Here is an 18,431-nt window from a genome sequence, read left to right as displayed (position 1 = left end):
ATCTCGTTATTTCATGGGTCGCGTGCAACGCGCTCGATCTCGGCTCGGGCGACGATACCCGCTCGAATCCAACGTTCGCCATCCTGGCGCAGATCGAGCATGCCGCTGCGCCTTGCGGCCTCCCTCAAGGCCTGCTCCCCGCAGGCTTCGTGAACCATGGCACGCAGCATGTCGTCCAGCACAAACAATTCATGCACACCAGTGCGACCACTGTGCCCCGTGTGCCCGCACGCCTGGCATCCCGTTGGATTGCGCTCGGCCGTCCCGTCATTTCCCACCCGCCTGCACTCGACGCACAGCTTGCGCACGAGTCGTTGCGCCAAAACGCCCTGCAGCGTAGAGGCCAGCAGAAACGATTCCACCCCCATGTCCAAGAGCCGCGTCACGGCCGACACGGCATCGTTCGTATGCAGAGTGGCCAGCACCAGATGGCCTGTCAGCGAAGCCTGCACAGCGATCTCGGCAGTCTCCAGATCCCGAATCTCGCCGATCATGACCACGTCGGGGTCCTGGCGCAAAATAGCCCGCAACGCGGAGGCGAACGTCAAGTCGATGCGCGGGTTGACCTGAGTCTGGCCGATGCCATGGAGGTCGTACTCGATCGGATCCTCGACTGTCAGGATATTCGTCGTCGCGGCGTCCAGACGGCTGAGAGCCGCGTAAAGCGTGGTGGTCTTGCCGCTTCCGGTCGGGCCGGTGACCAGCACGATGCCGTGGGGTCGCCGGATCAGTCCGTCCAGCTTGCTCAACACCTCGGGCGCCATGCCCAGCCGATCCAATTGAAGGCGTCCCGCCTCCTTGTCGAGCAGGCGCAGCACGACCCGCTCGCCGTGCCCTGTCGGCAGCGTGGACACCCGCACATCGATAGGCTTGCCACCCACGCGCAGCGCGATGCGCCCGTCTTGCGGCAAGCGTTTCTCAGCGATGTCCAGGCTGGCCATGACCTTGATCCGCGACACCAGTGCATTGTGGAGCGCGCGGCGCGGGCTGACGATGTCGCGCAGCATGCCATCCACCCGATACCGCACCACTGAATGAGTCTCGAAAGGTTCGATGTGGATGTCGCTGGCGCCATCGCGGGCGGCCTGGGTGAACAAGGCATTGATCATGCGAATGATGGGCGCGCTTTCTCGTGTGTCGAGCAAATCCTCAACCTCCGGCAAATCCTGAAGCAGACGGCCGAGATCAACATCGAGGGCGGCTTCATCGACGATGGAGGCCGCATCTCCCGTATGAACATAGGCCGCGGCCAGCAACGTGTCGAGCACCTCGTCGGACACCTCCCGCACCGGGGTCACACCGTACACCCGGCGGATTTCCGCCAGGGCCCATGGCGGGGTGTGCGCCGAGACCGTCAGCGTGTCGCCCGCAGTTCCGGTTTCCAAGAGGGCGCGCCAAGTGTGCGCCCAGGTATAAGGCAGACGGTGGTTCATGGCTGACGAACCGGCGCGGCCACAGCCGCTGCATCACCCGGATCAAGAAGATCCGGCGCAGCGGCTGGCGACGCCGAGAACTCTTCGGCCCGCCGGAAGCCGCGCAGATCGAGCAGGCCCGTGTCCGGGTCGCGCTGCAGCCCGGGCAGATCGGTCATGGCGTCATCCGGCATCAACCACGAGGGCTGGATGGGCAAGCCCGCCTGCGCCGCCCGCATGAAGTTGTAGCGATCCAGCGTCAGGCGCGCGCCGTCCCTTGCCGTGCGCACGATATGGGGCCGCAGAAACAGCATCAAATTCGTTTTGCTGTGGCTACGCTTCTGGTACTTGAACAGACTACCCAGCACGGGAATGTCGCCCAGCAGGGGCACCGACGCCGTAGAATCGTCCATGATATCCTCCAGCAAACCGCCGAGCACGATGATCTGCCCGTCGTCGACCAGCACCTTCGTCTCCAGAGCCCGCTTGCGGGTCACGATCGAGCCGTTGGTCACCGACGAGGCCGGATCGATGCTGCTGACCTCCTGGTACAGGGCGAGCTTGACCGTGCCACCTTCGGAAATCTGCGGCCGGATGCGCAGCGTCAGGCCCACGTCCTCGCGCTGCACCGTCTGGAAGGGATTGCTGGCGCCATCACCCGAGGTGGTGTACGAGCCCGTGACAAATGGCACCGTTCGACCTACGATGATGCTGGCTTGTTCATTGTCCAGAGTCATCAGATTGGGGGTGGACAGCACGTTCACACCGCCCTGCTTTTGCAGAGCTCGGGCCAGCACGCTGAGATTGAGGATCTGCGCGCCCATGACGTTGACCGTTCCGTTGACGACGCCCAGGTTCAAGCCTTGGCCCAAGGCATCGATCGTGGTGCGGGTGCTGGCGGGATTCAGACCGATCCCGGTACCCCCCAGATTGGCGCCGCCGAAGAAGGCGGCGCCGTTACCGTTCAAGCCGTTGCCGCCGGCCATCCATTGAACACCAAACTCGGCGGCCTTGTCCGCATTGACTTCGACGATCAGGCTTTCGATCAACACTTGGGCGCGCCGCTGATCGAGCTGATCGACGACTTCCCGCAAGCTGCGGTACAAGGGATCCGGCGCCGAGATGATCAGGGTATTGGTGGTGGAATCCGCCTGAATCGTGGCGCCCGCCGCCGAAAAGGCAAGACTCTGATTGCCGGAGTCCGTCAGCGCCGGCGTAGCGGCACCCGACCGGGACGACAGCGCGGCATCAGGCAGGCCCGGCTGACTCGTCGCGCCTTGCGCAGCGACCGAAAGCGAAGCCGCCGGCGATGGCTCGGCGCTTGCGCCCTTTCCCATGAGCGCCCCGCGCAGCACCTCGGCCAAGTGGGTGGCCTGGGCATTGCGCAAAGGGACGACATGCAGATTTCCGGTGCGAGACCCAGGCGTGTCCAGACGCAGGATCAACTTGCGCGCCTGTTTCAGGCGTTCAGGCGTGATGGCGCGCAACAGCACCGAATTGCTGCGAGGATCCGCCAGCACGGACACGTCCCGCGTCTTGCGGCCGCTGCCGTCCTGCAGCAATTGCTGCGCCAAGGCGGCCACGTCGAGCGCCACACCGTACTCGATCGGAACGACGTCCGTATTCACGGCCAGCGGCGTGTCGACGCGGGCAATGATCTGGGCGATGCGGTCCAGATTGTCCGCATAGTCGGTCACCACCAGAGAATTGCTGCCCTCCTGGGCGGCCAGAGTATTGTTGGCCGCCACCAGGGGGCGCAGGACCGGCACCAGATCGGCGGCATTTTCGTAACGCAGTGCGAAGACGCGGGTCTGCAGTTCGCCTCGATGCGCCGGCGCCGAGCCCGACGCCACCGTGCTCCCCAGAAGCTTGGCATCGGCCTCCGGCACGACACGGCTGACGCCGCCAACCTCCACCACAGCGTAGCCCTGCATACGCAGAGCGCCCAGCAGCATCGCGTACGCCGTGTCGGCATCGACCGGCGATTCCGACACCAGAGTCAACTGGCCGCGCACGCGTGGATCGACCAGGAAATTGCGGCCGGTGTAGCGGGCCAGGGCGCGGACCACCGAACCCAATTCAGCCTCCTGGAAATTGAGCTGAGTCATTGGACCGTCCGCGTTGGAATCGGCGACCGCGGGCGTCTCGGGCCGTTCGGGAATGGGCTGCAGCCGGCGGACCCGCGTCGCCTGCCGAAGATTTCCAGACTGAGCATCCAGACGCTCGGCGGGCGCCGGTGGCTCCGACCCCACCGAGGTATAGACCACCAGGGGCGATTCCTGATCCAGGCGAGAGTCGTCCGTCGTCGCGCAGCCGCCCAAAGCCAGCAGGGACAGCATCAGGGTCAGGTGTCGAACAGTTTCTGTTTTCATGAATACATTCGCAGGGGGGTTGCTCCGTCGGGGCCGGCTGCCGGCCCCAGGATATCCAGCAGGCGGCGCAACGCAGCCTGTGTTTCTATAGGGGCCGACTCGTCGGGCCGGGCCTTGCCTTCGAAGCGCAGCAGACCGTCCGGCGTCCACGTCCCGCTCCCCTCCAGGCGCAGGGGACCTGCGTCCGTCTTCAGTTTCAAGGTATATGCCGTCTCCGGACCGGCGGCGGCTTCTACCGAAAGGCGGTAGTCGCCCAGCGGCGCAACGCGGCTCACGGAGGAACGAGCGTCCCGCCAGCGGGCCAGCAGCAGAGGTTGTCCCGGCGCGGTCTGCGGGCCGTCGCGGCCGACGACGAGGTCCGGCCATTGCAGCAGAAATTCGCCACCGGGCTCCAGCGTATTGAACATGGCGTGCAGAGTCGTCAAGACTGTGGCCGGGACCCGCAGGGTCTGGCCGGAAATACGCAGGCCGCCCCAGGCCGGACGGATTTCCACCGGGTTGAGCAGCCAGGCGTGCGACAGTACCAGGCGCGGACCATTGGCCCATGTCAGACGCCAGTGCAAGGGCTCGGACAAACTGCGCCGCAAAGGCCCCGTGCCGATGGCCAGCGAGGCCTGTGCTGACCACAGGCTGCCCTGGGCATCGGTGACCATGACAGGGGCGGTCTCCGGCACCCAAGCCAAGGTCCAGCGGGCTGGCAGCACGCTCAGCGCCGCCAACGCAGCCACGACGGCCAGTACCAAGGCCCCAGCCAGGCGTGCGGGGTGGCGCGCCGGACCCGCTTCGTGCCACGCGCGCCGGAATCCCGGCCCAGGTCGGTTCGACGCATTCATGAAGGCGCCTCCGCAGGCAATGCCAATTCGATGGTGCCGCTGAGCAGACCGGGACGGTCCCTGCCATCGATGTGGCTGCGCGCCAGTTCGAGACGATGTACCCGCACCCGAGCAGCTTCGGGCAATTGCGCCATCCAAGCCAGCAGAATCGCAGCGGGGGCCCGCTCCACCACCAACGTCCGCCGCACCCGATCGCCCTCCACGCGCGCGGGCCCGAAACGGCCGTTCTCCTCAAGGCCGGTCCGCCGCAAGCTATCCTGCAGTGCAGCGAAGGTTGCCTCAGTCGACATGGATCCGCGCCGGCTACGGTTCAGAGCCCGGGACTCCAGCACGATACCCTCGAGCTCGGCCGCCTGCGCCTGCAGTACGGGCAATTGCTCCTGCGCCCGGCGCAATGTATCAAGCGCGGGGTGCAAGCCCGCCAACCACAGAACGGCGGCCCCCAACAACAAGGCCGCCAAGCCCAGCAGACGGCGTTCGCGCGAACCCAGGCGCCGCCAAAACGCGCCCCAGCGATGCAGCACGGGCCAAGCCCGCGCGTTCCAGGCTTCCCGCCAGCGCGACACCTCCTGGCTACTCATTCTTCGCCTCCTGCGAACCGGACCGCGCCTTCGGCCGCATCCAGCCGGGCAGCATGCCAGATATGCGGGCGGGCCGCATCGCGTTCCAGCCGGAGTCCCCGCCCGGCCGCCGTCCGCGCCAGAACGGTCTCATCGATCGGCGGCCGATAGCCCTCCGCCAGCGTCAGCGTCAACCGGCCGTCTTGATAGCGCAGGCCGAGCACGTGGCCCTGGGCAAAGTCCAGAATCTCCGCGGTGGCCAGAGCCAGGGGTATGAAATCGTCGGCGGCATCGTCGCCACCGGCCAAGCGCAGGGCGTCGCGCTGTTGCCGGGCCTGCAGCAAGGGATCGACGACCACGGGAATTTGCGGATAGGCCTGCTGAACGGTCTGGCGCATGGATTCACGCATCGCATCCAGCCGGCCGCCCTGACTGGCTGCGTGAAGGTTCAAGCCCAGAACCCAGACCGCGCAGGCCGCGGCAGCCCAGGCGATCGGCCTGCGCCAGCGCGCCGCCCCGCCCGCCGGGCGGCGCGCTGGCCCGGCGAAGGACCAGGCCGGCAGCGAAGCCAGCCAGCGAGGCCCCGCAGGCAATTCGAGCATCCGGTCGGGATGTGGATCATCCTCCGGCAGGGCCAGTGCATGCGGCACCAGAGACACGACGTTCAAACCTGCAGACGCCAACAGCGCCCAGGCTCGCTCCAGGGGCTCGCGCGCCGTCCACGCCACGGTCACCGTGCCATCGGCCTGGCGCGGGCTGTGGGCAATCAGCAGCCGATCAGGATCGGTCAGCGTCATGGGTTCGATGCTGCTGCGGACCGCGTCGCCGAGCCGCCTGGCGGCGACGGGCGGCACCGCCACGCGGGCGGCCACCGCATCGTCGTCGCGCACGATGGCGTGCACGGGCCAGGCGCCCGCCAGCGAGGCCAGGGGTTGCAGCTCCAGTTGTCCCGAACGCAGCAGGCGGCCATCGCGGCCGACCAGCGCAAAGGCCAGCGACATGGAGGGCGTCAGTTCCGACAGAGGAGGCAGCAACAACCGCACGTGTTGTCTCTTCATTCTTTTTATCTTGTCATCCATAGCTGACCCAGCGGACCGAGGCTCGTCCTTGCCTGTCCCGCTGGAGCAAGGCCCGCAGCCCGACTATCGTATCACCGACCGAAACCTCGCCCGCCACGCTGAACCAGTCGCTGCGAACATCCAGGCGCCGCAGCCCCTCCCGCAGCTCCGGCAGGCGGTTGACGAGATCGCCGCGATTGACGAACCACAGTCCCCGATCGCGCTGAGCGACCAGATCTCGCGCCCCGGCCAGGCCCAACCCTTCCATCATCGCGCCCAATACTTCGGCCGACGCAGTATTGGCGTTGAGCGGAACCGTCTCGGGCAGATAGACCACATAGGGCCGCAGCGCCTCTACCCCCGGCAATCCCAGACCCTCGACCGCCTGGAGGTCATCGAGACTGCGCAGACCCATTGCGACAGGCGCCCGCCCCCGGCCCAGTTGACTGTCGGCGACCCGTTGCGCGAGCGCGCTGGCCAGGCGCGTATCTTGACCCAGCCATTGCAGCAGCTTTTCCAGGGCGGCGACGGCGGCGGGATTGGCCTGGCCGTCCGTTGCCAGATCGCGCAGATTGAACTTCCCCTGCGCATCTTCGATTTTTCCGGAGAACAGGGCGGCGCGTGGATGATCGGCCGGCCCCACGGGCAGATCCGCCAGCGTCTGCGTCCACAGGCCGTCGAGACGCGTGGTGGCGTTCTCGCGCGCATCCAGGTGCAGAATGACCCGTGACCAATCGAGCCCGCCGCGCAACAGCCAGTGCGCCTGGGCCAGGTGTCGTTCGGTCGACAGTATCCGCACCAGACGGCCCTGCCCTTCGATCAGAGCCGTGGCCAGCGCGGAAGCGGCGATCACGACCAGCATGGCGGCGATCACCGCCATGCCGCGCTGATGGAGTCCGGCGCTCCTCATGGCAGCAGCACCACTTTGCGATAAGCCCGCCGGACGCCGTCCTCCTGGCGATGCAGCACGAATTCCAGGCCCAGGATATCATCCGCCGGCGCAGATTCCACTCCGGCGCGCCTTCTGGCGCGGACGGCTGGACGCGGCGCGGCAGCCGCATCCGCCGGTGCAGCCTGCGGATCCATCCATCCCTGGCCAGTACGCCATTCGCGCAGCGACCAGGTGCGCATGCCGTCGAGGACGGCGACCGCCGCTCTCGGCTCGGGCAGCGGCAGGCGGTACGACGGAGCACCGGCCGCTCGATAAAGGACGCCCTCGTCCACGTACCAGCGCAGCCGCTGCCACCGGCCATCGCCCGTCGAGCGCACCAGGGACAACCCCGATTCGCGGGCCCAGGCGATGCCCGGTGCCGGGAAAGCCAAACCCGGCGAAACCGGCCCGCCTGCAGCCGCTTCCCAGGCGGGCAGGACATCCGCCCCGGCATGCCGCCGCAGGTCGCGCTCCACCTGGCCAAGAGCCCGCATCAAGGACAAGGTCTCCTGGGCCCGTGCATCGAGCTGCTCGGAAACGTGCTGCACGGCGTCCAGCCCGCGCCAGGAAATCAGGCTCAACAGCGCCAGCAGGACCAGGGCAACCAGGACCTCGACCAGGGTGAATCCGCGCTGGAAGCGAGGCAATATCTTCATGGCAGACGTGAGGCCAGCCCATCGAGTTCGGACAGTACCCGCCCATCCTCCAACCGGACGCGCACCGTCACGCGGCGGAAACGCGCATTGGGCGTGGCCTGCACCCACTGCTCGCAGTGCAAGGCCAATTCCGCCTGGGGACAGGGCCTGCGATGCCGTCCGACAGCAGGAAAGTCTCCTTGCAGGCGCATTTCCGCCAGAACGTTTTCCGCCGATTGCAGCGCCAGGCTACGCAGCCTGAGCGCCTGCGTGCCGCCGATGCCCACGCCCAGCGCGCGGATGCTGGCCGCCAGCGCGACGCCGACGATGGCCAACGCCACCAGCACTTCGACCAGTGTGAGACCGCGCTGGCGATCTCCGTACCCGACACGGCTTGGCGCGCTCATGGGCGGACCTTGTAGCGCCCGTTGCCCGAACGCGAAATACGAACGGTCCTCCCCCCAGCGCTCAGCGTCACGTCAAGCGGCCCATGGACCCAATCTCCATCAAAGACGAGGTCACCATCCGGCTGTATATCGACCGATACCGGCCCCTCCGAAAGCCATGCGCGCGGGCGCAGGGGCGTGTCCGCCGCAAAACGCTCATCCCGTACTCGGGCCGACCGGGCGGCGACCCGTGCGGGCAGCACCAAGGGGCGCGGCAACCGCTCGAACGCGAACCCCCGCGCGCCGGAGCGCCAGGCAATGCGCGCGCCGCCGGCCCGGGCCTCGGCCTGGGCCGTCACGAATAGCCCCGCCAGCCTCTGGGCATCCTGGCGCAGCGTTCGCATCTGCGAATCACCGAGCGCGGACACACTGGCCGCTCCCATCGCGACGCCCATGATGAGAAGCACGATCATTGTCTCCAGCAGTGTGAACCCGCGCTGCGGGTCAACGCGTATCGATCCCGATCTCGGCATCCACGCCCTCGCCCCCAGGTTTGCCGTCGGCACCCAGGGAAAAAACATCGACCTCGCCCCGCACGCCGGGATTCAGGTATTGATAGGGCGTACCCCACGGGTCGCGCGGCACGCGGTCCATGTAGCGGGACTTGCCATCCGGCCCGCCGGCCAGGACATCCAGCCCCTGCTCGGCGGACGGATAGCGGCCGTGGTCCAGGCGATAGAGCTTGAGCGCCTGCTGAATGGAAGCCACGTCCTGCCGGGCCGCGATGACCCGGGCCTGGTCGGGGCGATCCATGACGTTGGGCACAACGAGCGCAGCCAGGATACCCATGATAACCACCACCACCATGATCTCGATCAGTGAAAAACCGCGCTCCGGCATCGCGCGAGAAAGGAAAGAACCTGGTTTCATGATGCTCCACGATCAACGGGTTTCCGACCCGCCTGGAATCCGGCCCACGAAACGCACGGCCGGCTCTATACTGAACAGCTTCGACGTTCCGGACCACGAACCCCGCGATCCATGCCCGTTCTCGATCTCCCCGCCGCAGAATTCCTCCAGCGCCACGCGCCCAGCCTGCTGCGCGGCGCGGCTCTGCTGGCGATCGCCAGCGGCATCGGCCTGTGGGGCGCCCTGCTGCTCGCGCCGCAACCCGATCCGGCGCCCCCGATGCTGGCGGTGGAACCTGCCCAGGCTCCTTCCCTGGACGCCCTGGCCGGCTGGTTCGGCAGTGGCCGGGGCCGTCTGCAGGTGCGCATGACCGGCCTGATGGCGGCCGGCCCCAGAGGCACCGCGATCCTGTCGATCGATGGCGCTCCAGCGCGCGCCTTCCGCGTCGGCGACACCCTGGCCCCCGGCGTTACGCTGGCCGAAGTCCATGCCGACGGCATCGTCGTCAATCAAGACGGCATGGACGAGGCGATCACCGCCCCTGCCGCCGAGCCGCCCGCGCCAGGCTTCATTCCCGCCGGTTCGCCACAAGGCGGCACCGGAGGCCATCCGTTCCCCTGACATCCGTTAGCCTCCCAACAAAGCCGCTATGCCGGCCGCCGCCAGGAAAGGCCCAAAACCGAAAGCCTCGCCCGGCGCCAGCCGGCCCGTCATCCGCCGCACGAGCGCAACTGCCAAGCCCAACACAGCGGCCGCGAACACCACGCGCGGCAAAGCCGTCCAACCCAGCCAGGCCCCCAACGCGGCCAGCAGCTTGAAATCGCCCCGACCCAGGGCCTCCCTCCCCGTCAACGCCCGGAACGCCCCGTCGACGCACCAGAAAGCCAGGTAGCCGCCCGCCGCACCCACGACGGCATGCGCCAGCGGCGCGAAGGTCATGTCTACATTGACCAGCAGGCCCAACCACAGCAGCGGCAGCGTCAGAAAATCCGGCAGGAAGCCGGTCTCGGCGTCGATCCAGGCCAAGGCCAACAGCACCGATACGAAGACGATGGCAGCCAGGGCCGCACCCGTCGGCCCGAAGCGCCAGGCGCAAACCAGGGCCAGCAGCGCCGCCGCCGAAAAGAAAATCCGCCGGCCGATCACATGGGCGGACGTCGGCTCGGCCGGTCGAGTGCCCGCCAGAGTTCGGGGCAGCCGCCAAGCAGCCCGGGCCAACGGCACACCCAGCGCCAGGGAAAAAGCGAGGGCGGCGCACCCAGTCGCCACCGGTTCCAGATTCCAGGTAATCCACAGCATGTTCACGCCCCCCCTGTCCGCCTCGAGCTTCACCTCAACGCCACCACAAGCGGGTCAACAAGGACGGCGCCACCGGCGGCGGCGCATCGGACACCAGACGGAAACCCACGTGCGACATGGGGCTGGCGGGATCCGCCGCCTGGCGCGCGCTGGGCCTGTAGGACAGACAATAATCTTCATTGCACAGGAACGATCCTCCCCGAATCACCCGCTTGGGGGCGTGGGCCGGCACGCCCGGATCGGACGGATCGTAGGATCTGGACGGACCGCGCGGGTTATCGATAGGTTCACCCTGCGCGGCCTTCGCCTGGCGGGCAAAATAGCGTGCATCATACCAATCGGCCGCCCACTGCCAGGCATTGCCCGTCATGTCGTACAGCCCGTAGCCATTTGCCGGAAAGGACATCACCGGCAGCGTGCCGGCCGCGCCGCCCGCCTCAGGCTTGACCACCGGAAAAGTGCCCTGGCCGCGATCCCAGTAATTGGCCATGGGCCGGCCGTCAGGCATCAACTCATCACCCCAGACATAGGTTGCCTGCTCCAGCCCGCCGCGTGCGGCGTATTCCCACTCGGCCTCGGTGGGCATGCGCTTGCCCGCCCACCGGGCATAGGCCTGGACGTCGGCATAACTGACCTGCACCACAGGGTGATCGCCCTTGCCTTCGATCGAGCTGCCCGGTCCTTGCGGATGCCGCCAGTTGGCGCCCGGTACGTAGCGCCACCACTGGCTGTAATCCGACAGGTCGGCTGGTTCTGCGGTGCCGACGAACACCATGGCCCCCGGCACCAGCACCTGATCGGGCGGCCTGGGCGTGCCGGGCGGCAGTTGGACCCGGATCGTCTCCCAATCGGGCTTGCGCTCGGCCGTGGTCTCGTAGCCGGTCTGCCGCACGAACTCGGCGAACTGATCATTGGTGACGTGGGTGACATCCATCCAGAAACCTCGCACCCGCACTGGATGCGCTGGCTTTTCATTGCGCTGCGCCATCTGGCTGTTGCTGCCCATCAGGAATACGCCGGGAGGCACCCATGCCATGTCCCGGGGTGTAGCCTTGCCGTCGCCCAGAATGACGACCGGTCCGACCGGCCCCGCCCGCGCAGACGTCCGGAACCAGGCATAGCCCCCTGCCGCCGCAATCACCAGGACTGCGGCTGACAGGGCGAGGAACCGCGGCCGCACGCGCAAACGATCAATAAACACTGGGCGGATAGACGCAAGTCTTGCCGAGCTGCAGGCTGACGACGTCCTGGTCCGGACCATTCGTGTAGCCATCGGGCAGACTGCCGGGCGTGGCGCCGGCAAAATCATAGACGCTGGACTTACCCCAACTGCTGTGGATCCGGTTCCAGTTGTCGAGATCCGCCTGGTTCACGACCCCATCGATATTGCCGTCGCCCTCGCACACGACCGCCGACAGCATCAGACGATCCAGCCGATCCTTCAGATCTTTGTAGGCCAGATCGTCTGCGAGCGTCCAACCCGGCATGGGCGTACCGTCGAGATTGATCTTGCTCATGCCGTTCTCGTCGAGCAGGGGTGTGCCCTTGGCCTGATCGACCTCGTAGAACTCGTACTCCACCTCGTCGTGGATGCCCTTTGCGGGATCGAAGCGTTTGAAGGTGTTGCGCACCAGCTTGTAGCGCGTTTCCCGGACGGCCACGGACTGGTCGGGCATGATGGTGTACATCTGGGCGGCGTTGTTGTTTCCGTAGCGGACCTGGTTCACCTGGGCGCAGGTGTCGTAGGAGTCGATCGCATTGTCGCCGTCCCAGGGAGCCAGGTCTTCATGCCCCTCTCCCCACCAGAAACCGCTATTGTCGCCGCACACCGATTTGGACGTGGCGATCTGCATGCAGGTGCCACCGCCACCGACCGTAGGCACGACACATGGACCGTTGCGCCCGCCGTCCGCCTGCTGGTTCAGACCGCTGATGGCGAAATTGGTCTGCCGCAGCGCCGGCTGCGCCGGATTTTTCAGATAGGCCTGGATCCCCACTGAATCGACCGGCCGCGATACGGGCAGCTCCTGGCGTACGTCGATGCCCGCCAACTCGCCGAACAGTTCGAACAAGTCAACCCCGTTGACCATGTGTTCGACATCGCGGTCGGGTTCCGCGACGCCGCGCCCCGCCACGATCAGCGGCACCCAGACGCCAGTCTGGTAAGCCGTGCCCTTGGCCCGTGTGGGATCGAAAGGGGCCTTGACCGCTATACCCAGCGAACCGTTGTCGCCAATGATAACGATCAGAGTATTGCTGGCCTCGGGCTCGTAATTCAGGCTGCCGTCAGGATTCCAGGTCGCAATGCCGGTTTCCACCAGCAGGCGGCCGAATTCAGTGTCCAGGGCTTGCGTCATGCGGTTCTGCAGTTCCTGCATGCGCAGCATTGCGGGGGGCGTCCCGTCGCTGGTGCACGTGAGATTGTTGAATATTTCGGCATTGACATATTCATCCGCTCCCCCTCCGACCAGACCGGGCATGAGGGCTCCAGGCGGCTGCTGCCAGGGCGTATGGGCCGAGGTATAGCTGACCGTGGCCATCCAGGGCTTGCCGGGAGTGCGTGAATTGATCCAGTCGATCGCCGCATCCGTCTCGATGGTGGTACGGTAGCCGCGAGCGCGGGGATCCCTGGGCAGCACTTTTTCCGCCTGGCCCTGTTCCAGGATCACCAGGGGTGAAACGTAGTAGCCGTTGTACCTAGAAAAATCGAGCCCGGCCGGCTTCGGATCCGCGCAGGAGGCCCCCGGCACGAGAATGCCTCCGGCCGCCAGACATTGCAGCCCCGCCACATCTTGCTCCGGCGCATTTTTGATCATCTGCGTGCAGCTATTGTCCGGAAAGTGGCAGGCGCCGGTGGCGGCCCCGTCCACGGCTGTCACGCCCGGCACGAACCCGCACTGATTGGAGGTGCCGCCCGGCACGACGCCACCGGCCTGGAGGTCGACGGATTCGGGGAGGCCGCCGATCCAGCCATAGAAGTAATCCCAGCCGAACAGGGCCGGCGTGGTGATGTCCGCCTGGTTGTTTTCTGGGCCGGCCAGGTGAAACTTGCCGAACATGGCACTTTCGTACCCTGCCTTGCGCAGCAACTTGGGAATCGCTGTTTCGTAGGGCGAAAGCTGCGCGTTGGCCAGATCGTTTGGCCCCAGCGCCTGGTAGATATGCGTGCGCGTGGGATAGCGCCCGACGAAGAAACTCGCCCGCGCGGGCGAACATTCTGGCTGTGCCCACGTGTTGCGAAAGCGGATACCCGATTGAGCTACCGCGTCCATATTGGGCATTTTCGGAGGATTGACCCCGCCATAGCCGAACGACGTCATCTGATCGATGCCCACGTCGTCCATCATGACAAAGAGAATGTTGGGCTTGCCAGATTCGGCCGGCGCCGCATTCGCCACCCGGCGAGAACCACCATCATCGCAAGCGGCAAGCAATGCGACCGAGCCGACCGCCACGCACACGGTCAGCAATGAAGCTCTTCTATTTTTCCGCATCCCCACCTCACGGTTAACATTGTCCGTGCATTGAAGGCAAAAATTTGATGTATGTCAAGAAAAAGAGATGCGCTGGGCGCAGCTTGCGGCGTTCTCCGGGCAATTCGACCGTCAGCGCAGCAAATACACACTGGGCTTTCCCCACCTCTCCGGACAGATCAGATGGCATGATCACGCCTGGAGAGCAAAGCGATGGCATGAAACAGAAGAAATTTCACGGACGAATTCAAGCGCGAAGCGGTTCGGCTGGCTGAACAGCACGAACTTGAAGCCGGCCGCGCGTGTACCGCCGTGGCGGGCGCACCGCGCGCCTCCACCTTATGGCACAGGGCGCGCGGGTCATCGGCCATGATTTCGTTGATCTGCCGGTTCTGGAAGGCCGGCAGGATGTCCCGATCACATACATGCCATCGCGGTCGGAAGCCTTGTAAATCTTGGACTTAGGCTTGAGATTGCGCAGTGCGGTGTCGGTAAGCATCGAGATTTTTCCTCCTGTTCGTGACGGCTTTTACCGTCAGGGGCCAGGAGACCTGCTGATGCTCGGAAAACCGCATGAAACCAGCTTTCCCGAGAAGACTTTTACCGTCGAAGACGGTTCGGGTCTGAATAGTGAACGGGAGGGTCTTAATCCGGCTTCCGGTTCTTACCGCCACTTTCACCGCCAACCTGTTCCGCTGGCCGGTGATAGCCACCGATAGATGACGTGACGTATTTTCTTCTAAATCAATACGTTATGACAGACTTTCGATAGCTGGCGATAGTCCCCGAAGGACGTAAATTCACTCCCACTCGATCGTGGCAGGCGGCTTGCTCGACACGTCATAAGTCACCCGGTTGATTCCGCGCACTTCATTGATGATCCGCGAAGAGACCCTTTTCAGCAACGCATACGGCAGTTCCGCCCAATCCGCCGTCATGAAGTCGGTGGTCTGCACGGCGCGCAGGGCGACGACGTAGTCGTAGGTGCGGCCGTCGCCCATGACGCCGACGGACTTCACCGGCAGGAACACGGTGAACGCCTGGGACGTCAGTTCGTACCAGGATTTGCCGGATTCGGGTTCGATGGTGTTGCGCAATTCAGTGATGAAAATGTCGTCGGCACGGCGCAGCAGGTCGGCATAGACCGGCTTGACCTCGCCCAGGATGCGCACCCCCAGGCCTGGGCCGGGGAACGGGTGGCGGAACACCATTTCCGGCGGCAGGCCCAGGGCCAGGCCCAGATGGCGGACTTCGTCCTTGAACAGCTCGCGCAAGGGCTCCAGCAGCTTCAGGTTCAGGGTCTCGGGCAGGCCGCCAACGTTGTGGTGGGACTTGATGGCGACGGCTTTGCCGGTCTTGGAGGCCGCCGACTCGATGACATCGGGATAGATGGTGCCCTGAGCCAGCCAGCGGGCGGATTTCAGCTTGGCCGATTCGGTCTGGAAGACTTCGACGAATTCGCGGCCGATGATCTTGCGCTTGGCTTCGGGGTCGGCCACGCCGGCCAGTTTGGACAGGAACTGCTCGCCGGCGTCGACGTGGATGACGCGGATGCCCAGATGGCGGGACATGGTGTTCATGACCTGCTCGGCTTCGTTCAGGCGCAGCAGGCCGTGGTCGACGAACACACAGGTGAGCTGGTCGCCGATGGCCTTGTGGATCAGGGCGGCGGCCACGGAGGAATCGACGCCGCCGGACAGGCCCAGGATGACTTCGTCGGAACCGACCTGCTCACGGATGCGGGCGACGGCCTCGGCCACGTAGTCGGGCATGTTCCAGTCGCGGGCGCAGCCGCAGATCTCGGTGACGAAGCGTTCCAGAATGGCTTGGCCCTGGACGGTGTGGGTGACTTCGGGGTGGAACTGGACGGCGTAGAAGCCGCGTTCCTCGTCGGCCATGCCGGCGATTTCGCAGGAAGGCGTGGAGGCCATGCGCTTGAAGCCCGGCGGCAGCGCCGTGACGCGGTCGCCGTGGCTCATCCAGACCTTCAGCATGCCGTGGCCTTCGGGGGTCTCGAAATCCTGCAGGCCGGTCAACAAGCGGGTGTGGCCGTGGGCGCGGACTTCGGCGTAGCCGAATTCCCGGTGGTCGGAGAACTCGACCTGGCCGCCCAGTTGCAGGGCCATGGATTGCATGCCGTAGCAAATGCCCAGCACCGGCACGCCGGCCTGGAAGACGGCGGCGGGCACTTTCAAGGATTCGTCGGCGTAGGCCGAGGCATGGCTGCCCGACAGAATGATGCCTTTCAAACCTTGCGCCTGCTGGCCGCGGATGAAATCGTCGTCCACGTCGCCGGGATGAATCTCGCAATAGACGCCGGTGTCGCGCACGCGGCGGGCGATGAGCTGGGTAACCTGGGAACCGTAGTCCAGGACGAGGATGCGCTGGTGGTGCATGATGGGCGATTCGGGAGGGCTGTTCAAGGCGTTAATGTAACCCAGGGATCCCCCGGATGTCGCGTCGCGGCGGCGCCCGCCGCTGACCGGAACGCGGCAGACGCCAGGTCTTGGTCCAATGCCCGCGTGCCGGTTACATTACAAGCCTGAAGGAGATCGCACCTCATGGCTTTCCGCCCAATCCGCCTCCCCCTGCCCCTGGCCGGCCTGCTGGCCCTCGCCGTCGCGATGGGCATCGGCCGTTTCGCATTCACACCCGTCCTGCCGATGATGCAAGCCGATCTGGGGCTGAGCCTTGCCCAGGGCAGTTGGCTGGCCAGCGCCAATTACCTGGGCTACCTGCTGGGCGCGCTGCTGGTCACGCACTTGAGCTGGTCGCCCGCGACCTTGCTGCGGTTTGGCCTGTGGCTGGTGGTGCTCATGACGGCGGCAATGGGTCTGGACAGCCACTGGCTGGGCTGGCTGGCGTGGCGGCTGCTGGCCGGGGTGGCCAGCGCCTGGGTGCTGATCGGGACGTCCGCCCTGTGCATTGCGCGCCTGAACGCCACGGGACAGACGGAACGCAGCGGCGTGGTGTTTGCCGGCGTGGGCTGCGGCATCACGTTCGCCGGGCTGGCCTGCATGGGCCTGACCCTGGCGGGAACGGCGGCTTCGCAAGCCTGGCTCTGGCTGGCGGCGGCGGCCCTGGGCGGGCTGCTGGGCGCCTCGATGCTGTGGCGCACCACGGACGCCGCGCCGAGCGCAGCCCCGGCCCCGCCCGCTTCCGGCTCCGGCGGCCCGGCAGCGCCCGCCGGGAAGCCCTCGACCAGCGAAACGCCCGCTTCCTCCCCCGCCGAAACGGCCACCGGCCCACACGCCGCTACGCCCCTGCATTGGGGCCTGATCCTGTGCTACGGAGTCTACGGTTTCGGCTATATCCTGCCGGCCACATTCCTGCCGGCGCAGGCGCGGCTGCTGATTCCGGATCCCTGGCTGTTCAGCCTGGCCTGGCCGGTCTTCGGGCTGGCGGGCGCGGTATCCACCGTCATGGCCAGCCGCCTGACGCGCCGCTACACCCGGCCGCAGATCTGGGCCGGCGCTCAGGTCGTGATGGCGGTGGGCGTGCTGCTGCCCGCCGTGTGGCATGCCCTGCCGGCGATTTTGCTGGCCGCCTGCTGCGTGGGCAGCACCTTCATGGTGATCACCATGGTGGGCCTGCAAGAAGCCCAGGCCGCCGTCGGCCAGGCCGGCGCCAAACGCCAGATGGCGGCAATGACGGCTTCGTTCGCCCTGGGGCAACTGATCGGGCCGATCTTCTTCAGCCTGACGCACGCCTGGTTCGGCGCATCGCTGGAGTTCGCCCTGGTGCTGGGCACGCTGGGTTTGCTGGCAGGCGCCATTCCCATCCTGCGGCTGCGCAGTCCCGCCGCTTCGCCTCGGGAGTCATGATGCATGCGCCCCGAACCTACGTGCTGATCCACGGCGCCTGGCATGGCGGATGGTGCTGGTCGAGGGTTGCCGGCCGGCTGCGCAGACACGGTCATCGTGTCTGCACGCCCACCCTGCCCGGCCTGGGCGAACGCCGGCACGAACCGGCGGGCGGCATCGGCCTGGAAACCTTCATCCAGGATGTGTGCGACACCTTGACACGCGAACACCTGCGCGATGTGATCCTCGTCGGCCACAGCTTCGGCGGGCTGGCGGTGGCAGGCGCGGCCGACCGTCTGCCCGGGCGCATCCGCAGGCTGGTGTTTCTGGATGCCTTCCTGCTGCCGCCGGGCGTGTCGGCCTTCGACACGCTTCCCGCCGATGTCGTGGCCAAGCTGGAAAGCCGGGCCGCGGATTCGTGCAGCCTGGCGTCCCCCAGGCCCGATAGCCTGGGCCTGACCGACCCGGCGGACATCGCCTACGTCCAGGAACGGCTGACGCCCCATCCGATCGGCACCTACCGCGAACCCCTGCGCCTGGCCCATCCGTTGGGCAACGGCCTGCCGGTGACTTATCTGCGCTGCGTGCAGCCGCTCTTTCCGGGCGTCTCGCAGGCCTACAGTTGGGCACGGGGCACGTATGGTGATCTCTGGTCCTGGGCGGAACTGGCCTGCGGCCATGAAGGGATGATCGACGCGCCGGAGCGCGTGGCCGAGGCTTTGCTGGCGGCGGACTGACCCGGTCGAGACCTTGTCAGGCC

The 18,431-nt window shown here is 66.3% G+C and carries 17 protein-coding genes and 1 pseudogene; 3 read left to right on the top strand and 15 right to left on the bottom strand.

Annotated elements, in window-relative coordinates; all coding sequences use genetic code 11:
• Positions 1–11: 11 nt before the first annotated feature.
• From gspE to gspG, 10 genes are read right to left on the bottom strand one after another with little or no spacing between them, the layout of a single operon-like run.
• Entirely contained in the window at positions 12–1,433 is a 1,422-nt protein-coding gene (gspE, locus tag ABRZ00_RS11560) for a type II secretion system ATPase GspE (RefSeq protein ID WP_368641932.1), read from the bottom strand.
• The gene (gene gspD / locus ABRZ00_RS11555) at positions 1,430–3,784 is read right to left on the bottom strand and encodes a type II secretion system secretin GspD (RefSeq protein ID WP_368641933.1); all 2,355 of its coding nucleotides are present in this window, start codon (positions 3,782–3,784) and stop codon (positions 1,430–1,432) included. The genes gspE and gspD overlap by 4 nt, the downstream gene beginning before the upstream one ends.
• On the bottom strand, positions 3,781–4,617 hold the full coding sequence (gspN, locus tag ABRZ00_RS11550; RefSeq protein WP_368647698.1) for a type II secretion system protein N: 837 nt from the start codon (positions 4,615–4,617) through the stop codon (positions 3,781–3,783). Before gspN ends, gspD begins: the two co-directional genes overlap by 4 nt.
• Complete coding sequence (gene gspM / locus ABRZ00_RS11545) at positions 4,614–5,198, bottom strand: type II secretion system protein GspM (RefSeq protein ID WP_368644279.1); 585 nt, start codon at positions 5,196–5,198, stop codon at positions 4,614–4,616. Before gspM ends, gspN begins: the two co-directional genes overlap by 4 nt.
• A complete protein-coding gene (gspL, locus tag ABRZ00_RS11540; RefSeq protein WP_368641936.1) occupies positions 5,195–6,235 on the bottom strand; it encodes a type II secretion system protein GspL in 1,041 nt (346 codons plus the stop codon). Before gspL ends, gspM begins: the two co-directional genes overlap by 4 nt.
• A gap of 13 nt (positions 6,236–6,248) precedes the next feature.
• Positions 6,249–7,115, bottom strand: a complete 867-nt coding sequence (gene gspK, locus ABRZ00_RS11535; RefSeq protein WP_368641937.1) for a type II secretion system minor pseudopilin GspK — start codon at positions 7,113–7,115, stop codon at positions 6,249–6,251.
• 26 nt (positions 7,116–7,141) lie between these two features.
• Complete coding sequence (locus tag ABRZ00_RS11530) at positions 7,142–7,822, bottom strand: type II secretion system protein J (protein ID WP_368641938.1); 681 nt, start codon at positions 7,820–7,822, stop codon at positions 7,142–7,144.
• A complete protein-coding gene (gspI, locus tag ABRZ00_RS11525) occupies positions 7,819–8,208 on the bottom strand; it encodes a type II secretion system minor pseudopilin GspI (protein WP_368641939.1) in 390 nt (129 codons plus the stop codon). Before gspI ends, ABRZ00_RS11530 begins: the two co-directional genes overlap by 4 nt.
• Positions 8,205–8,720 (bottom strand): prepilin-type N-terminal cleavage/methylation domain-containing protein, encoded by a 516-nt coding sequence (locus ABRZ00_RS11520; protein ID WP_368644278.1) that lies wholly within the window; start codon positions 8,718–8,720, stop codon positions 8,205–8,207. Before ABRZ00_RS11520 ends, gspI begins: the two co-directional genes overlap by 4 nt.
• A complete protein-coding gene (gene gspG, locus ABRZ00_RS11515) occupies positions 8,692–9,117 on the bottom strand; it encodes a type II secretion system major pseudopilin GspG (protein ID WP_368641941.1) in 426 nt (141 codons plus the stop codon). Before gspG ends, ABRZ00_RS11520 begins: the two co-directional genes overlap by 29 nt.
• A 111-nt stretch (positions 9,118–9,228) precedes the next feature.
• On the opposite strand from gspG, the gene ABRZ00_RS11510 reads away from it, so the two are divergent.
• Positions 9,229–9,717 (top strand): type II secretion system protein N, encoded by a 489-nt coding sequence (locus ABRZ00_RS11510; RefSeq protein WP_368641942.1) that lies wholly within the window; start codon positions 9,229–9,231, stop codon positions 9,715–9,717.
• Positions 9,718–9,723: 6 nt separating this feature from the next.
• Here the strand turns inward: ABRZ00_RS11510 and ABRZ00_RS11505 are convergent, their stop codons facing one another.
• From ABRZ00_RS11505 to guaA, 5 genes and pseudogenes are all read right to left on the bottom strand, one after another.
• On the bottom strand, positions 9,724–10,395 hold the full coding sequence (locus tag ABRZ00_RS11505) for an A24 family peptidase (RefSeq protein WP_368642847.1): 672 nt from the start codon (positions 10,393–10,395) through the stop codon (positions 9,724–9,726).
• Between the two features lie 34 nt (positions 10,396–10,429).
• Positions 10,430–11,533, bottom strand: coding sequence for a formylglycine-generating enzyme family protein (locus ABRZ00_RS11500; RefSeq protein WP_368642848.1), 1,104 nt, complete (start codon positions 11,531–11,533; stop codon positions 10,430–10,432).
• A 52-nt stretch (positions 11,534–11,585) separates the two neighbouring features.
• Positions 11,586–13,856 (bottom strand): sulfatase-like hydrolase/transferase, encoded by a 2,271-nt coding sequence (locus ABRZ00_RS11495; RefSeq protein WP_368644654.1) that lies wholly within the window; start codon positions 13,854–13,856, stop codon positions 11,586–11,588.
• 308 nt (positions 13,857–14,164) lie between these two features.
• Positions 14,165–14,367: pseudogene (locus ABRZ00_RS11490) on the bottom strand (hypothetical protein); the annotation flags it as partial.
• Between the two features lie 301 nt (positions 14,368–14,668).
• Positions 14,669–16,264, bottom strand: coding sequence for a glutamine-hydrolyzing GMP synthase (guaA, locus tag ABRZ00_RS11485; protein WP_368641945.1), 1,596 nt, complete (start codon positions 16,262–16,264; stop codon positions 14,669–14,671).
• A gap of 165 nt (positions 16,265–16,429) precedes the next feature.
• Here guaA and ABRZ00_RS11480 point away from each other — a divergent pair, with 165 nt between their 5' ends.
• Positions 16,430–17,692 carry a YbfB/YjiJ family MFS transporter gene (locus ABRZ00_RS11480; RefSeq protein ID WP_368641946.1) on the top strand — a complete coding sequence of 421 codons (1,263 nt, stop codon included), beginning with the start codon at positions 16,430–16,432 and terminating at the stop codon, positions 17,690–17,692.
• Positions 17,692–18,408 (top strand): alpha/beta fold hydrolase, encoded by a 717-nt coding sequence (locus ABRZ00_RS11475; RefSeq protein ID WP_368641947.1) that lies wholly within the window; start codon positions 17,692–17,694, stop codon positions 18,406–18,408. Before ABRZ00_RS11480 ends, ABRZ00_RS11475 begins: the two co-directional genes overlap by 1 nt.
• Positions 18,409–18,431: the final 23 nt, after the last annotated feature.

This window comes from Castellaniella ginsengisoli (assembly GCF_040955415.1).
Lineage (GTDB): Bacteria > Pseudomonadota > Gammaproteobacteria > Burkholderiales > Burkholderiaceae_B > Castellaniella > Castellaniella ginsengisoli.
The sequence above is the reverse complement of the archived record's forward strand: the minus strand, read 5'-3'. Positions and strand labels throughout refer to the sequence as shown.

What these genes read in the sequence shown, in the direction of transcription:
- gspG (WP_368641941.1), bottom strand. Translation starts at nt 9,117, where the DNA reads ATGAAACCAGGTTCTTTCCTTTCTCGCGCGATGCCGGAGCGCGGTTTT.
- guaA (WP_368641945.1), bottom strand. Translation starts at nt 16,264, where the DNA reads ATGCACCACCAGCGCATCCTCGTCCTGGACTACGGTTCCCAGGTTACC.
- ABRZ00_RS11520 (WP_368644278.1), bottom strand. Translation starts at nt 8,720, where the DNA reads ATGCCGAGATCGGGATCGATACGCGTTGACCCGCAGCGCGGGTTCACA.
- gspL (WP_368641936.1), bottom strand. Translation starts at nt 6,235, where the DNA reads ATGAAGAGACAACACGTGCGGTTGTTGCTGCCTCCTCTGTCGGAACTG.
- gspK (WP_368641937.1), bottom strand. Translation starts at nt 7,115, where the DNA reads ATGGCGGTGATCGCCGCCATGCTGGTCGTGATCGCCGCTTCCGCGCTG.
- gspN (WP_368647698.1), bottom strand. Translation starts at nt 4,617, where the DNA reads ATGAATGCGTCGAACCGACCTGGGCCGGGATTCCGGCGCGCGTGGCAC.
- gspM (WP_368644279.1), bottom strand. Translation starts at nt 5,198, where the DNA reads ATGAGTAGCCAGGAGGTGTCGCGCTGGCGGGAAGCCTGGAACGCGCGG.
- ABRZ00_RS11510 (WP_368641942.1), top strand. Translation starts at nt 9,229, where the DNA reads ATGCCCGTTCTCGATCTCCCCGCCGCAGAATTCCTCCAGCGCCACGCG.
- ABRZ00_RS11475 (WP_368641947.1), top strand. Translation starts at nt 17,692, where the DNA reads ATGCATGCGCCCCGAACCTACGTGCTGATCCACGGCGCCTGGCATGGC.
- gspE (WP_368641932.1), bottom strand. Translation starts at nt 1,433, where the DNA reads ATGAACCACCGTCTGCCTTATACCTGGGCGCACACTTGGCGCGCCCTC.
- ABRZ00_RS11530 (WP_368641938.1), bottom strand. Translation starts at nt 7,822, where the DNA reads ATGAAGATATTGCCTCGCTTCCAGCGCGGATTCACCCTGGTCGAGGTC.
- ABRZ00_RS11480 (WP_368641946.1), top strand. Translation starts at nt 16,430, where the DNA reads ATGGCTTTCCGCCCAATCCGCCTCCCCCTGCCCCTGGCCGGCCTGCTG.
- gspI (WP_368641939.1), bottom strand. Translation starts at nt 8,208, where the DNA reads ATGAGCGCGCCAAGCCGTGTCGGGTACGGAGATCGCCAGCGCGGTCTC.
- gspD (WP_368641933.1), bottom strand. Translation starts at nt 3,784, where the DNA reads ATGAAAACAGAAACTGTTCGACACCTGACCCTGATGCTGTCCCTGCTG.
- ABRZ00_RS11505 (WP_368642847.1), bottom strand. Translation starts at nt 10,395, where the DNA reads ATGCTGTGGATTACCTGGAATCTGGAACCGGTGGCGACTGGGTGCGCC.